Raw genomic sequence first — 15751 nt, 5'->3', positions numbered from 1 at the left:
ATAAATCCCCTCGCCACAAAAGCGCGTATGCCATTGATGGGGGTTAAACGTACTGCGCGGCCGCGTAGCCGGAGGCCCAGGCCCACTGGAAGTTGAAGCCGCCCAAATGGCCAGTGACGTCGAGTACTTCACCCACAAAATACAGGCCCGGGCTTTTCAGCGATTCCATGGTCTTGGACGAGACCTCGCGAGTGTCCACACCACCCAGCGTCACTTCGGCGGTGCGATAGCCTTCAGTACCCGCCGGCACGACTTTCCAGCTGCCCAGTTTGTCGGCGATTTCCGCCAATTCAGCGTGGGTGTACTGCTTCATCGGTTTGGAGACAAACCAGTTGTCCGCCAGCAGATTGGCCATCTTCTTGGTGAAGATTTCGCCCAGCAGGGTTTTCAGTTCGCTGTTCGGGCGTTCGGCCACTTGCTGTTGCAGCCAGCTCGCGGCGTCGTGATCCGGCAGCAGGTTGATCTCCACCGTGTCACCGGATTCCCAGAACGAGGAGATCTGCAAGATCGCCGGGCCGCTGAGGCCGCGGTGAGTGAACAGGATGTTCTCGCGAAAGCTTTGGTCGTTGCAGCTGACCAGGCAATCCACCGAAGTGCCGGACAGCTCTGTGCACAACTCCTTGAGCTGATCGGTGATGGTGAACGGCACCAGCCCGGCCCGGGTCGGCAGCAGTTCGTGACCGAACTGTTTAGCTACCTGATAGCCGAAACCGGTGGCGCCCAACGTCGGGATCGACAGGCCGCCGGTGGCGATCACCAGCGACTGGCACTGGATCTGGCCGAGGGTGGTGTCGAGCAGGTACCCGCTTTCGACTTTCTCGATGGTCTGGATCGACGTGTCGAGGTGCAGGCTGACGCCGGCCTGATCGCACTCGGTGAGGAGCATTTCGAGGATGTCGCTGGATTTATTATCGCAGAACAGCTGGCCGAGCTTCTTCTCGTGATATGGCACGGCGTGCTTGCCGACCATGCCGATGAAATCCCACTGGGTGTAGCGCGCCAGTGCGGATTTGCAGAAGTGCGCATTCTGCGAGAGGAAATTGCTCGGTTCGGTGTACATGTTGGTGAAATTGCAGCGGCCACCGCCCGACATCAGGATTTTCTTGCCAGCCTTGTTCGCATGGTCTAGCAGCAATACCTGACGGCCGCGTCCGGCGGCGGTCAGTGCACACATCAAGCCCGCGGCGCCAGCGCCAATGATCACGACTTCGGTAGAGCGCAAAACGGTGTCCTCATGTTATTCACCACAAAACAAACTGTGGGAGCGAGCTTGCTCGCGAAAGCGGTGTGTCATTCAACTATGAGTTGACTGACAGATTGCATTCGCGAGCAAGCTCGCTCCCACAGGGGATCTCCTTTGGATGGAAGATCGCTTACAAAATACGCACGCGCAGCGAACGGCCCTTGATCTTGCCGTCGTTCAGGCGCTGCAAGGCTTGCATGGCCACAGTACGTTCAACGGCCACATACGCCTGGAAGTCGAAGATCGCGATCTTGCCGACCTGCGCCCCCGGAATGCCGGCGTCGCCAGTCAATGCGCCCAGAATGTCGCCCGGACGTACTTTGTCTTTACGGCCAGCACCGATGCACAGGGTGGTCATCGGCGGTTGCAGCGGGGCAAGGCCCTGGGACTTGAGGTTGTCCACTTGATCCCAGTTCAGCGGCGACTTTTGCAGTTGCTCGATGGCTTGCGCGCGGTGCGCTTCGCCCGGTGCAACCAGGCTGATAGCGATGCCTTTCTCGCCCGCACGACCGGTACGGCCGACGCGGTGAATGTGGATTTCCGAATCGCGCGCCAGTTCGACGTTGATCACCATATCGAGTGCATCGATGTCCAGGCCACGGGCGGCCACGTCGGTGGCGACCAGTACCGAAGTACTGCGGTTGGCGAACATCGCCAGCACCTGATCGCGATCACGCTGTTCCAGATCGCCGTGCAGACCGACGGCGGAAATGCCTTTGGCAGTCAGGTGATCAACGGTTTCCTGCACTTGCTGCTTGGTGAAGCAGAACGCCACGCAAGAGGCCGGGCGGAAGTGGTGCAGGACCTTGGTCACCGCGCTCATGCGCTCTTCCGGGGAAATCTCGTAGAAGCGCTGCTCAATCTGGGTGTCATCGTGGAACGCTTCAGCTTTCACCGTTTGCGGATCGCGCATGAATTTCGAGGCCAGCTGCTTGATACCCACCGGGTAGGTTGCCGAGAACAGCAAGGTCTGACGACGCTCCGGGGTCTTGACGATGATGTCTTCGATGGCGTCGTAGAAACCCATGTCGAGCATGCGGTCGGCTTCGTCGAGGATCAGCGTGTTCAGGCCATCAAGCACCAGCGAACCTTTGCGCAGGTGCTGCTGGATGCGCCCCGGCGTGCCGACGATGATGTGCGCGCCGTGTTCCAGCGAAGCGATCTGCGGGCCGAACGACACGCCGCCGCACAGGGTCAGGACTTTGATGTTGTCTTCGGCACGGGCCAGGCGACGGATTTCCTTGGCGACCTGGTCGGCCAACTCGCGCGTCGGGCAGATCACCAGTGCCTGGCAACCGAAGTAGCGCGGGTTGATCGGGTTGAGCAGGCCGATGCCGAACGCAGCGGTCTTGCCGCTGCCGGTCTTGGCCTGGGCGATCAGGTCCATCCCCTTGAGGATCACCGGCAAGCTCTGCGCCTGGATCGGCGTCATCTGCGCATAACCGAGTGATTCGAGGTTAGCCAGCATGGCAGCGGACAGCGGCAGAGTGTTAAAAGCGGTGGCGATGGTGGTCACGGGACGGGCCTGCAAAACAAAATGTCGCGCAGTGTAGCAGCCCCGTGCCACTTTCCTCGAAAGTTCTGGACGAACAGTGATTGAATCATGCTCGCAGCCCTTTCAGGTTAAAGACACCTTTTGGCGAGGGAATTTATTGTGGCGAGGGGATTTATCCCCGTTGGGCTGCGCAGCAGCCCTGAGACTTGTCACCTCAGTCCATCAGGATGATTGCATGCACCCTTTTTAGGGCTGCTTCGCAACCCAACGGGGATAAATCCCCTCGCCACAAAAGCGGTCTCCAAGAGTTTCTAATGCTCGATATGCTCTTCCGGCCGTTTCGCTCGCCGGCCGTCTTCTTTGGAGAGCTGCGAAAAGATCGTCGCAGCAAGCATCGCCATGATCCCGACCGTCACGAAGGTCAACTGGAACGCGCCCAGCACGGTTTCAACACCGTCATTGCCGACCTCTGCGGTAAACCCGCCCAACAAGGCACCGGCGCAGGCAACTCCCAGACTCAGCGACAACTGCGCGACCACCGACAGCAGGCTGTTGCCGCTGCTGGCACTGGCATCATCGAGGTCGATCAGGGTCACGGTGTTCATCGCGGTGAATTGCAGCGAGTTGATCGCCCCCAGAACCGCCAGCAAACACAGCAGCAGCCAGTACGGCGTCTGTTCGCTGACCAGGCCCATACTCGCCAGCATGATTCCCAGCAGCAGCGTGTTGCCGGTGAGCACGATGCGATAGCCGAGGCGTTCGATCAGCGGTCGCGCCACCCATTTGGCGACCATCGCTGCAGCGGCCAGTGGCAACATGCTCATCCCCGCTTGCGACGGCGAATAACCCAGCGCCACTTGTAGCAGCAACGGCACCAGAAACGGCAGGGCACCGCTGCCGAGACGGGCGAACAGGTTGCCGAGAATGCCGACGGCAAAGGTCCGGGTCCTGAACAGCGATGGTGCGAATAACGGATTCTCGATGTGCCCGGCGCGCAACCAGTACGCCGCCAGACAAGCGAAGCCGCCGAACAGCAGCAACATCACCCGCAAGTGCGGCAGGTGCAGTTCGCCGAGGCCTTCCATGGCGATGGTGATCAGGATCATCGCCGCGCCAAACAGCAGGAAACCCAGGCTATCGAAGCGCGTGCGTTCGGTGCCGCGCAGGTCGGGGATGAATTTCCACACCGCATAGCAGCCGATGACACCGACCGGAAGATTGATCAGGAAGATCCAGTGCCACGTCAGGTATTCGACCATCCAGCCGCCCATGGTCGGGCCGAGCAGCGGCCCGAGTAATCCGGGAATGGTGATGAAACCCATGATCCGCACCAGCTCGGATCTAGGGTAAGCGCGCAATACCACCAGACGCCCGACCGGTAGCATCAGCGCACCGCCCAGACCCTGAATCACCCGGGCGCCGATCAGCATGCTCAGGCTGCTCGACAATGCGCACAGCAGCGAGCCGATGCTGAACAGCAGGATCGCGCCAAAGAAGATCTTCTTGGTGCCGAAACGATCGGCGATCCAGCCCGAGGCCGGTATCAGCAAGGCGACTGTGAGCATGTAGGCAATGACCACGCCCTGCATGCGCAACGGGTCTTCGGCCAGATCGCGGGCCATGGCCGGCAGGGCCGTGTTGAGGATGGTCCCGTCGAGGGACTGCATGAAGAACGCAATGGCGACGACCCACGGCAACCAGCGGGCGGTGATGGCGTCGAGAGGCTGGCGTGTGGGCATGGAACCTCGGTTGGGTGGTTAATCCAAATTCATGTACTACATGGAACCCTGTGGTAATGGTTCCTGTGTTGAGGGTTCTTGTGGCGAGGGGATTTATCCCCGTTGGGGTGCGCAGCGCCCCCTATACCCCTCACCTCGGTGAGTCAGGCGGATCGCAACCCACCGTCTTGGGGCCGCTGCGCGACCCAACGGGGATAAATCCCCTCGCCACCGGGGCTTGTACTCAAGCCCCGGTGGCGAGGGGGGGGGAGCGTGTTTACAGCGTTAAGGTCAACCGGCTCACCAGCGCCCCCGGCAGCAACGCCGACGAGGTATTGCGCTGGTTATAAGTGCTCGCCGACAGCAGCAACTCACGTTCGGCGGTCAACGCTTCCAGCTGCGAACCCAGCAGGCTGTAGGCGCTGTCGTCGAAACGCATGGTGCTGACTGGCGCCTGAATCTCGCCGTTTTCGACCCAGAACGTCGCGAAGCGAGTCATGCCGGTCAAACGTGCGGCCGGTTGATCCGAGAAGTTCAGGTACCACAGATTGCTGATGTACAGCCCGGTGCCCAACTGTTTGAGGATGTCCGCTTGCGATAAATCACCAGCAGCCATGTTCAGTGCACTCGGTGATTCACCACCGCTGGCGCCGTTGGCCGTCAGACCGTATTCGGCCGCACTGCGCGAGCCAACCAACTGATCACCGGCCTTGCCCTCGATGATCAGCCGCAGATCGCTGCGCGGATAACCCTCGCCGGAAAATGCCGGGCTCAGCGAGTCGCTGACTTTCTCATCCAGCGACACCAGCGCACTGAACGCCTGATCACCAACGTACAGCTTTTGCAGCGGGCTGCTTTTGCTGGCAATCGACTGCGCCGAGAAACCGCCCCAGCACAGCATGCCCATGATTTCTTCCAGCGCGGCTGGCGCGAGATAGGCGCGGTACTGTCCTGGCGGCAACGTGCGCAGTGGGCGACCGAGAAACACCAGCTGTTCGCGAGCCTGCTGGAAACGCTTTGTGAAGCCTTCGCTACTCCAGTCGTGGCCGGCATAGCTGGCCTTCACGGCTTCGCCGTTCTCGTGGAACAGGCTGAAGTCGAAGTTGAAACTGTTGGCCTGATGCCAACCGAATGCACCCGAAGAACTGGCGAAGCCGCGGCTGATCGGGCCTGCGGCATAGAAGCCGACCAGGTCCAGACCTTCAGCGGCTGCGCAGATTTCTTCAACCACCTGCTCGGTGTCCGGCAGCGGATGGTCCTGTACATTCTCGCTCTGCCAACCATTGTGGTTGAGCAGCAGATACGGGTCCTGTGGCAGCAGCGGCAGGGTTTCGCGCAGTTGATGCAGGCCTTCGGCGAGGCGTTGCAAGTCGGATTCCTGATCACCGGAGAGGGTGATGTGCAGGTCGGCGTGGCGGCCGTCGTTGATCAATTTCAGACCGACATTGGCCTGTTGCACTTGCCCCGCCTGACGCACCTTGGCGTGGTTGAAGCGCACGAACGCCGACGATTCAGCGGCGTAGCTGAGGGTGAACTGCTCCGGCTCGCGGACAGTGTCGCGCAGCCAATTGACCATGACCTTGAAGGCGTCGGACTGACTCTTCGAAATGCTCATCAGGCGTCTCCCCCAAATACATCAACGTTGCTGAATACGCAGGCCGGCGAAGCGTGGCCGACGCGGATCACCTGGTTCGGTTCGCCCTTGCCGCAGTTCGGCGTACCGAGCACCTTGACGGTGTTGGCATCGCCGACGGCGCGCAGGCTTTTCCAGAAGTGCGCGGAAATTGCTCGGTAGTTGGGATTCTTGACCACGCCTTTGAGTTCGCCGTTTTCGATCAACTGACCCCATTCGCAGCCGAACTGGAATTTGTTGCGCGCATCGTCAATCGACCATGAGCGGTTGGTGCTCATCAGGATGCCGTTTTCGATGCCCTTGATCATTTGCTCAAGTGGCTGGTCGCCCGGCTCGATGTTGAGGTTGGCCATGCGATCGATCGGTGGACGGTTCCAGCCGCAGGCGCGGCTGTTGGCGACACCGTCCATGCCTGCGCGAAACTGCGACAGCGCACCGCCGAGTGGACGTAGCAGCAGACCATCACGAATCAGGAATTGTTTGCTGGCTTTGGTGCCGTCGTCATCATGACCGTAGCTGGCGAGCTCTTCGGGAATGCCCGGATCGAACGTCACGTTAAGCAGCTTCGAGCCGTATTGCAGGCTGCCGAAGTCAGACGCTTTGACGAAACTGGTACCGGCGTAATTACGTTCGTCACCCAGAATCCGGTCGAGTTCCAACGGATGACCGATGGATTCGTGGATCTGCAGCATCATCTGGTCGGGCATCAGCAGCAGGTCGCGCGGGCCTTGCGGGGTGTTCGGCGCGAGCAGCAGTTGCAGCGCCTGATCGGCGACTTGCGGGCCGGCACCGATCAGGCCGCAACGGCTGATCACGTCCGCGCCACCCTGTTGGCCGAAGTTCTCGCGGCCGAGGCTGCGGGTCTGGCTGTCGTTGCCGTCGTAGGCGGTGACGTCGAGGCCTGGGTAGACGAAGCGTTGGGCCTGGCGCAGCTCGGCGCCGGCGCTGCTCAGGTAGATCTGTTCGACATGGGTGATGCCGATGCTGACTTCCCAATTCACCAGGCGCTCATCCTTTGGCACCGAGGCGGATTCCGCGCCGAGCAGCTCAAAGCATTCGCTCAGGGACGGGAAGGGCTGTTCGAGGTTGGGCGAAAAGTAATCAGCGCGATCGCTGGACACTGGCTGATCGCGCAGGTCGAGCAAGGCGTGGGGCTTGAGCCGCCGGGCCTGCTGTTCGGCGCGCTCAAGGGCAGCTTGCAGACCCTGTTGCGAGAGGTCATTGGTTGCGGCGTAGGCTTCGACGCCGTTGACCCGCACCGTGAGCATCGCACCTTCGTCGCGGCTCAGGCTCGGCGGCTCGGCGACGTTCTTGCGCACCGAAAGGTACTGACCGGACTCGCGCACATACCGCAGGGAAAAAAACTCGGCGCCCGTGCGCAAGGCAGCGAAGCGCTGCTTGAGCTGGGGGTGGAAATCGAACATTCGGGAACCTCCTTGTTATGGAGTAGCGAGGCGAAGCGATTCGGCGGGGAGGGGTGAAACGATTGCGCGAGGCTTAGAGTAGGCCTGCGTGGGGGTAGGATCAAGTGAAGAGGGGGTGTAGGAGGTTTTACTGTGAATCAGGGAAAGGTGTACTGAGTTTAAGGGCCTCTTCGCGAGCAAGCTCGCTCCCACAGGGATTTGGGGTGGATTACAAATCCGTATTCCAACCCAGATCCTGTGGGAGCGAGCTTGCTCGCGAATAGCCGTGACGCGGTATTACTGAGCTACAACGCTCACATCGCGCATCGACTTGCCCTTCACTGGCGCATCGCCCGCTACGTAGTAGTCGGCGGTGCTACGCGGCAGCGGCTGGCGGCCACGGATCTTGTCGGCGATTTTCTCGGCGATCATGATCGTCGGCGCGTTCAGGTTGCCAGTGGTGATGATCGGCATGATCGACGCATCGACCACTCGTAGACCCTGCATGCCGTGCACGCGGCCTTCGCCATCAACCACAGCCATCTCGTCGGTGCCCATCTTGCACGAGCAGGACGGGTGGAACGCGGTTTCGGCGTGTTCGCGGATGAATTTGTCCAACTGCTCATCGGATTGCACGTCGATACCCGGGCTGATTTCGCGGCCACGGTATTGATCCAGTGCCGGCTGTTGCATGATTTCACGGGTCAGGCGGATGCCGTCGCGGAATTCCTGCCAGTCTTGCTCGGTGGCCATGTAGTTGAAGAGGATGCTCGGGTACTGACGCGGATCCTTGGACTTCACCTGGATGCGACCACGGCTTGGCGAACGCATGGAACCCATGTGCGCCTGGAAACCGTGCTCTTTCACACCGTTGCTGCCGTTGTAGTTAATCGCTACCGGCAGGAAGTGGTACTGGATGTTCGGCCATTCGAATTCCGGACGCGAACGGATGAAACCGCCGGCCTCGAACTGGTTGCTGGCGCCGATGCCGGTGCCGTTGAACAGCCACTCGGCACCGATGGCCGGCTGGTTGTACCAGAGCAGCGACGGGTACAGCGAAACCGGTTGGGTGCACGCATATTGCAGGTACAGCTCAAGGTGATCCTGCAGGTTTTCACCGACGCCCGGCAGATCGTGAACGACCGGGATGTCGAGGCTTTCCAGCAGTTTCGCCGGGCCTACACCGGAACGCTGCAGAACCTGCGGCGAGGCGATGGCGCCGGAGCACAGCAGGACTTCTTTGCGCGCTTTGGCTTCAACGCGCTCTTCAGCGTCGCCCACCAGGTAACGCACGCCAGTCGCACGCTTGCCTTCGAACAGAATCTTGTCGGTCAGGGCGTGGGTGACGATGGTCAGGGTCGAACGCTTTTTGGCGGTGTCGAGGTAACCACGGGCGGTGGAAGCACGACGGCCGTTCGGCGTCACGGTGCGGTCCATCGGGCCGAAGCCTTCCTGCTGGTAACCGTTCAAGTCTTCGGTACGCGGGTAACCGGCCTGCACGCCTGCTTCAACCATCGCGTGGAACAGCGGGTTGTTGCCAGCCTTTGGCGTGGTCACGCTAACCGGGCCTTCGCCACCGTGGTAGTCGTTCGGGCCGATGTCACGGGTTTCCGCTTTGCGGAAGTACGGCAGGCAGTTCAGGTAATCCCAATCTTCAAGGCCCGGCAGCTTGGCCCAGTTGTCGTAATCCATCGCGTTGCCGCGGATGTAGCACATGCCGTTGATCAGCGAGGAACCGCCGAGGCCTTTGCCGCGACCGCATTCCATCCGGCGACCGTCCATGTGTGGCTCTGGATCGGTTTCGTAAGCCCAGTTGTAACGACGACCTTGCAGCGGGAACGCCAGTGCGGCCGGCATTTGCGTACGGAAGTCGAGACGGTAATCAGGGCCGCCTGCTTCGAGCAGCAGAACGGTGACGCCTTCGTCTTCAGTCAGACGGGTCGCCAGGGTGTTACCGGCCGAGCCGGCACCGATGATGATGTAATCGAATTCTTGGGACATTGAATGCACCCTCTTTGAAGTTGGTCAGGTCAACTGTGACCGCGCACCTGTGGCGAAGGGATTTAGCGAAACGTCGCACCGTCCCGTTCAGCTGCGCAGCAGTCGCAGAGTCAGCGACTGGGTTCTGTCTGGAGAATTGCAGTGTCTTGATGGGGGCCGCTTCGCAGCCCAACGGGGATAAATCCCCTCGCCACGAAGGCCCCCACCCGACTCTGAGTCAGATCAGAACACCGAGACGTAATCGCCCAGCTCGACCTGTACCGATTTGATGCGGGTGAAGTTGTTCAGCGAGCTGATGCCGTTTTCACGACCAACACCCGACTGCTTATAACCGCCAACCGGCATTTTTGCGTCGGACTCGCCCCAGGCGTTGATCCAGCAGATACCGGCTTCCAGTTGATGAATCACGCGGTGCGCGCGGTTCAGGTCTTTGGTGACGATACCGGCGGCCAGGCCGAAGTCGGTGTCGTTGGCGCGGCGGATCACTTCTTCTTCGGTCTCGTACGACAGGATCGCCATCACCGGGCCAAAGATTTCTTCACGAACGATGGTCATGTCGTCGGTGCAGTCGGTGAACACGGTCGGAGCCACAAACGCGCCTTTGGCGAATTCGCCGTCGGTCAGACGCTCGCCGCCGCACAGAACGCGTGCACCTTGTTCTTTACCCTTGGCGATGTAGCCCAGCACGCTCTCCATGTGAGCGAAGCTGACCAGCGGGCCGAAGTTGGTGTTTTCGTCTTCCGGGTTGCCGATGCGGATGCGCGCAACGCGCTCAGCGATCTTGGCTTCGAAAGCGGCTTTCAGGTGGCTCGGCACGAATACGCGAGTGCCGTTTGTGCAGACCTGGCCGGAGCTGTAGAAGTTGGCCATCATCGCGGTGTCGGCGGCGCGATCGAGGTCGGCGTCGTCGAAGATGATCAGCGGGGATTTGCCGCCCAGTTCCATGGTCACGTCTTTGAGCGAGGACGCCGAAGCACTGGCCATGACTTTCTTGCCGGTGTCGGTGCCGCCGGTGAACGAGATTTTCTCGATGCGCGGGTGCTCGGTCAGCCAGGTGCCGACTTCACGGCCGCTGCCGGTCAGTACGTTGAACACGCCATCCGGAACGCCGGCTGCGGTGTAGATCTCAGCCAGTTTCAGGGTGGTCAGCGAGGTGACTTCGCTTGGTTTGAAGATCATCGCGTTACCGGCGGCCAGCGCTGGAGCGGATTTCCACAGAGCGATCTGGATCGGGTAGTTCCACGCGCCGATACCGGCGACAACGCCCAGCGGCTCGCGACGGGTGTAAACGAATGCGGTGTCACGCAGCGGGATCTGCTCGCCTTCGATGGCGGGTCCCAGGCCTGCGTAGGATTCCAGCACGTCGGCGCCGGTGACGCGGTCATCGCGGCCCAGATTTTCTGGCCCTTTTCGGCGCTGACGACAGCGCGCTCGACGTCTTCCTTGGTCGCACGTTGTACTTGTGCGAGGACTTCACCGTTAGCCGGGTTGATGGCTTCGAAGGTGGCGTCGCTGGAGGCGTCGGAGTAAGCGCCATCGATGTAGAGTTTTTGCAGTTCGAAACGGGCCATAGTGTCCTCGCAAGTGCATAAGTGGTTGGCGTTGGTCACCGGGTGAGCCATGTAACTGTGGCATCGCTGATCGGTGACAGTTCAGGGGCCGAGCGTTTTCTATGTGCTCTAGCTCACCTGCTTGGCCAATTGGAAATCCATGTATTCGTAAGCGATCTGTTGCGCCTGCGCTGTGTCGAAAGCGTCTCCCGACAGCGCACCGCGCAACCACAACCCGTCAATGAGGGCTGCCAGACCGCGGGCGGCGCTGCGCGCATCTTCGAGCGGCAACACACGGCGGAACTGGCAGCACAGGTTGGAATACAAGCGGTGATCGTTGATCCGCTGCAACCTGTGCAAAGACGGCTGGTGCATGCTGGTGGCCCAAAAGGCCAACCAGGTTTTCATTGCCGGGCCATTGACCTGGCTGGCGTCGAAGTTGCCTTCGATGATCACCTGCAGATGCGCCCGTGGGCTGTCATCTGCCAGCGCCTGACGGCGCAGGGTGACGTTCTCGCTGAGGACGCTCATCAGATACCGCATCGTGGCGGCAATCAGGCCGTTCTTGTCCTGAAAGTAATGACTGATGATGCCATTCGAGACACCGGCCAAACGGGCGATCAGCGCAATGCTGGCGTCCCCCATTCCGACCTGATCGACCGCCTGCAAAGTGGCTTCGATCAGTTGTTGGCGGCGGATGGGTTGCATACCGACCTTGGGCATCTTGCACATCTCCTTAGGCCTTCCAATGGGCGGTGAACGCCTATCGGATTGACGGCCAGTCTATTTTGTTTTGATTGAACGTTCAATCAACAAAGAATAAGCTCTGCGACAAATCGTCGCTGCCTACAGCTTTTTCCTACGTGTAAGTGGCGATAAAACCGACATCCGAAAATGCTCGAAACCTTTATGGGGCATGGCGCGGTTCGCGATTCGATGGACGTGTTGAAAGGGCAAGACGCTCAGGGCCAGGTTTCGGATGAACGTCCGGACACCTACGGCCACGAAAGCGATTCGCAGCGCCATTTCGGCAGGTTCGGGCTTTTTTCGGGGTGTCTTTATATCACCCGCCGGTCGGCTGCCAACTAACCGATTGGTCGGGTTCCGTGTTGCCTTGTGTTCTTCTCTCGCACTGCCTGGAGCATTTGTGCAATGAGTTCTGCCTCTCTAATAAAGACCCCGCCCGAGAAGGTGACGGTCAACGGTTGGGTGTTTTAGACCTCTACCGCGGTGATTCTGTTGTTGTGCGCCATTCTGATTATCGCCCCGCAAGAGGCCGGCAGAATGTTGGGTGTGGCTCAGGCCTGGTTGTCGCGCAGCTTCGGCTGGTACTACATGGTGGTGATCGCCGCTTACCTGGTGTTTGTGGTGGGCCTGGCGTTTTCCTCCTACGGCAAACTCAAATTGGGCAGCAAGGACGACACCCCGGATTTCAGTTACGGCGCCTGGGCGGGGATGCTGTTCTCGTCGGGTATCGGTATTTCGCTGCTGTACTTCGGCGCATCCGAGCCGCTGGATCACTACTTCAATCCGCCGGAAGGCACTGGCGGCACCAACATGGCGGCGCGTCAGGCTGTACAGCTGACTTTCCTGCATTGGGGCCTGCACGGCTGGGCGATCTACGCACTGGTCGGTCTGGCCGTGGCGTACTTTGCCTATCGTCATAACCAGCCGCTGGCGCTGCGTTCGGCGCTGTATCCGCTGGTGGGTGAACGTTGGGTCAAAGGCGCCGCCGGTCACGCGGTGGACGGCTTCGGCATGTTCGTGACCCTTTTGGGTCTGGTGACCAATCTGGGGATTGGTTCGCTGCAAGTGTCGTCGGGCCTTGAAAACCTGTTCGGCATGGAACACAGCAACACCAACCTGCTGATCGTGATCATTGTGATGAGCACCGTGGCGACCATCGCTGCCGTGTCCGGCGTGGAAAACGGCATCCGTCGTCTGTCCAACCTGAACATCGTGCTGTTCAGCGGTCTGTTGATTTTCGTGCTGTTGTTCGGCCCGACCCTGCACCTGCTCAACGGCTTCGTGCAGAACATCGGCGACTACCTCAACGGCATCGTGCTGAAAACCTTCGACCTGTATGTGTACGAAGGCAGTGGCGAGAAGTCTGAACGCTGGATGGGCCTGTGGACCCTGTTCTACTGGGCTTGGTGGATTTCCTGGGCCCCATTTGTCGGCATGTTCATCGCGCGTATCTCCCGTGGCCGGACCGTGCGGGAACTGGTCGCCGGCGTGCTGCTGATTCCGCTGGGCTTCACCTTGGCCTGGCTGTCGATCTTCGGTAACTCGGCGCTGGATCTGGTGATGAACCACGGGGCGGTGGAACTCGGCAAAACGGCGCTGGAACAGCCGTCGATGGCGATTTACCAATTGCTTGAGCACTACCCGGCGTCGAAGATTGTTATCGGCGTGTCGATCTTTGTTGGTTTCGTACTGTTCCTGACCCCGGCCGACTCCGGCGCGGTGATGATGGCCAACCTTTCGTGCAAGGGCGGTAACGTCGACGAAGATGCGCCGCACTGGCTGCGGATTTTCTGGTCGGCCATTATCACGCTGGTGACCATCGGTCTGCTGTTTGCCGGTAACTTCGAAGCCATGCAAACCATGGTGGTGCTGGCCGGTCTGCCGTTCTCGGTGGTGCTGGTGTTCTTCATGTTCGGCCTGCACAAGGCGATGCGCCAGGACGTGCAGATCGAACAGGAGCAAGCGCAATTGGCCGAGCGTGGTCGTCGTGGTTTCAGCGAGCGTCTGACGCAACTGGATCTGCAACCCAGCCAATCGGTGGTGCAGCGTTTCATGGACAAGCAGGTCAGCCCGGCGCTGGAAGATGCCACCGCGCAAATGCGTGCGCGGGGTCTGGAAGTGCAGACGTTGCTCGGCAAATCCAAGCGCTGCATGGGTGTGCGCGTCGAGATGGAAGAGGGCAACCCTTTCGTTTACGAAGTGAGCCTGGACGGCTATCTGGCGACTCCGACCGAATCGGCGCAATCCGATGAAGAGCGCCAGCGTTACTACCGCGCCGAGGTGTACCTGCACAACGGCAGCCAGGATTACGACCTGATGGGCTTCACGCAGGATCAGATCACGCGGGATGTGCTCGATCAGTTTGAAAGCCATCGGCAGCTCCTTGGCCGGGTGTACAGCTAAAGTCAAAAGCCCCCTCATCCCAACCCTCTCCCGGAGGGAGAGGGGGCCGACCGAGGTGTCTGGCGTCATACATCGACCTGAAAGATCGAGTCGATTATGGATTCGGTGAAGCGGGATCAGGTCGACGTACAGCTGCAGCATCCCCCGATCAGTCCCCTCTCCCTCCGGGAGAGGGCTAGGGTGAGGGGCTTTTCCCTGACCCAATAAAAAAGGGATCGCTCACCGCGATCCCTTTTTTTATCCCGCCTTAACCCAGGTTCTTGCCAAGCAACGCGTGATACAACTCGCTGTCGCCCAGAATCCCCACCACATGATTGTTATCGTGCAGCACCAGTTTGTTGCCGGTCTGATAACGAATCTGCAACGCATCACGCATGCCGATATTCGAATCCACCAGCGTCGGCCGGCGCTCCAGCGCTTCCACTGCTTGCCCCGGTGCCCAGTTCTGCAAGTCGAGGGCCGCGCCGTTCTGCCGCGCGCCTTTGATGGTGTTGCCTTCGGCCAGATCCAGCCACGAGTCGCCGCCCGGATCGAGACACACTGAGCCGTTGATGCGTTTGCACTTGTCCAGCGTGCGCATCAGGCTACGCCCGCACAACACGTTGAGCGGGTTGGTGTGCGCTACAAACGTCCTTACATAATCATCAGCCGGGTTCAGCACGATCTCTTCCGGCACGCTGTACTGAATGATCCGCCCGTCTTTCATGATCGCGATGCGGCTGCCCAATTTGAGCGCCTCGTCGAGGTCGTGGCTTACAAACACGATGGTCTTGTTCAGCTTGCGTTGCAGCTCCAGCAGTTCATCCTGCAAACCCTGGCGGATCAGCGGGTCGAGTGCCGAGAACGGTTCGTCCATCAGCAGAATGTCGGCGTCCATCGCCAGCGCCCGGGCCAGGCCCACACGTTGCTGCATACCGCCGGAGAGTTCGTCAGGCTTCTTGTTGCGCCATTGGGTCAGGCCCACCAGTTCGAGTTTTTCATCGACCAGTTTCTTGCGTTCCTTCTCCGGACGACCCTGCATTTCCAGACCGAAACTGATGTTCTCGCGCACCGTCAGCCAAGGCATCAGGGCGAACTTCTGGAACACCATGGCGATGCGTTGGGTGCGCATCATTTTCAGTTCGGCGGGCGTGCAGGAGGCGATGTCGATCTGGCGGTTTTCATGCTCGACGAACAGCTTGCCGCGGCTTACGGTATTGAGGCCGTTGATGCAGCGCAGCAGGCTCGACTTGCCGGAACCCGACAGGCCCATCAGCACGCAGATTTCGCCTTTGTTGATGTCCAGCGTGGCTTTTTCCACACCGACAATTTGCCCGGTCTTTTTCAGGATCTCGTTGCGGGTCATGCCCTGATCCAGCAGCTTGAGCGCTTCGCGCGGATCCTTGGAGAAGATTACGTCGACGTCTTCGAAGCGAATTATGCTCATGCGTCACCCCCTGCTTTGGCGTCGGGTTGTTTGCAGATACGGTCGAGCATGATCGCCAGCAGTACGATCGCCAGGCCCGCTTCGAAGCCCAAGGCGATATCAGCTGTGTTCATTTCTTTGACCACCGGTTTG

General features: G+C 60.1%; 10 protein-coding genes and 2 pseudogenes. 2 read left to right on the top strand and 10 right to left on the bottom strand.

The features are described from left to right. Positions 1–43: 43 nt before the first annotated feature. From ACIQVE_RS00470 to betI, 8 genes and pseudogenes are all read right to left on the bottom strand, one after another. A complete protein-coding gene (locus ACIQVE_RS00470) occupies positions 44–1222 on the bottom strand; it encodes an NAD(P)/FAD-dependent oxidoreductase (protein ID WP_402803482.1) in 1179 nt (392 codons plus the stop codon). 151 nt (positions 1223–1373) lie between these two features. Beyond that, complete coding sequence (gene dbpA, locus ACIQVE_RS00465; RefSeq protein WP_402803693.1) at positions 1374–2711, bottom strand: ATP-dependent RNA helicase DbpA; 1338 nt, start codon at positions 2709–2711, stop codon at positions 1374–1376. A 338-nt stretch (positions 2712–3049) separates the two neighbouring features. Beyond that, positions 3050–4477, bottom strand: coding sequence for a multidrug transporter subunit MdtD (gene mdtD / locus ACIQVE_RS00460; protein ID WP_402803480.1), 1428 nt, complete (start codon positions 4475–4477; stop codon positions 3050–3052). Between the two features lie 256 nt (positions 4478–4733). After that, positions 4734–6071: a TldD/PmbA family protein gene (locus ACIQVE_RS00455; protein ID WP_402803478.1), complete on the bottom strand. Its 1338-nt coding sequence runs from the start codon at positions 6069–6071 to the stop codon at positions 4734–4736. After that, positions 6071–7513 carry a TldD/PmbA family protein gene (locus ACIQVE_RS00450; protein WP_402803476.1) on the bottom strand — a complete coding sequence of 481 codons (1443 nt, stop codon included), beginning with the start codon at positions 7511–7513 and terminating at the stop codon, positions 6071–6073. Before ACIQVE_RS00450 ends, ACIQVE_RS00455 begins: the two co-directional genes overlap by 1 nt. A 276-nt stretch (positions 7514–7789) precedes the next feature. Then, a complete protein-coding gene (betA, locus tag ACIQVE_RS00445) occupies positions 7790–9493 on the bottom strand; it encodes a choline dehydrogenase (RefSeq protein ID WP_402803474.1) in 1704 nt (567 codons plus the stop codon). 222 nt (positions 9494–9715) lie between these two features. Further along, positions 9716–11064 (bottom strand): annotated as a pseudogene (gene betB / locus ACIQVE_RS00440) (betaine-aldehyde dehydrogenase). 108 nt (positions 11065–11172) lie between these two features. Further along, positions 11173–11766 carry a transcriptional regulator BetI gene (gene betI / locus ACIQVE_RS00435; protein WP_402803472.1) on the bottom strand — a complete coding sequence of 198 codons (594 nt, stop codon included), beginning with the start codon at positions 11764–11766 and terminating at the stop codon, positions 11173–11175. A gap of 171 nt (positions 11767–11937) precedes the next feature. On the opposite strand from betI, the gene ACIQVE_RS00430 reads away from it, so the two are divergent. Continuing rightward, the gene (locus ACIQVE_RS00430; protein ID WP_402803470.1) at positions 11938–12132 is read left to right on the top strand and encodes a hypothetical protein; all 195 of its coding nucleotides are present in this window, start codon (positions 11938–11940) and stop codon (positions 12130–12132) included. Between the two features lie 141 nt (positions 12133–12273). Then, complete coding sequence (locus ACIQVE_RS00425) at positions 12274–14193, top strand: BCCT family transporter (RefSeq protein WP_402803468.1); 1920 nt, start codon at positions 12274–12276, stop codon at positions 14191–14193. A 247-nt stretch (positions 14194–14440) separates the two neighbouring features. Here the strand turns inward: ACIQVE_RS00425 and choV are convergent, their stop codons facing one another. Together choV and ACIQVE_RS00415 are read right to left on the bottom strand one after the other, a co-directional pair. Further along, positions 14441–15619, bottom strand: coding sequence for a choline ABC transporter ATP-binding protein (gene choV / locus ACIQVE_RS00420; RefSeq protein WP_402803466.1), 1179 nt, complete (start codon positions 15617–15619; stop codon positions 14441–14443). Next, positions 15616–15751 (bottom strand): annotated as a pseudogene (locus tag ACIQVE_RS00415) (choline ABC transporter permease subunit); the annotation flags it as partial. The gene choV and the pseudogene ACIQVE_RS00415, both read right to left, overlap by 4 nt.

Source organism: Pseudomonas sp. NPDC098747, from assembly GCF_044760045.1.
Classification (GTDB): Bacteria; Pseudomonadota; Gammaproteobacteria; order Pseudomonadales; family Pseudomonadaceae; genus Aquipseudomonas.
Note: the sequence above shows the minus strand (reverse complement) of the source record. Positions and strands in the feature narration are given on the sequence as shown.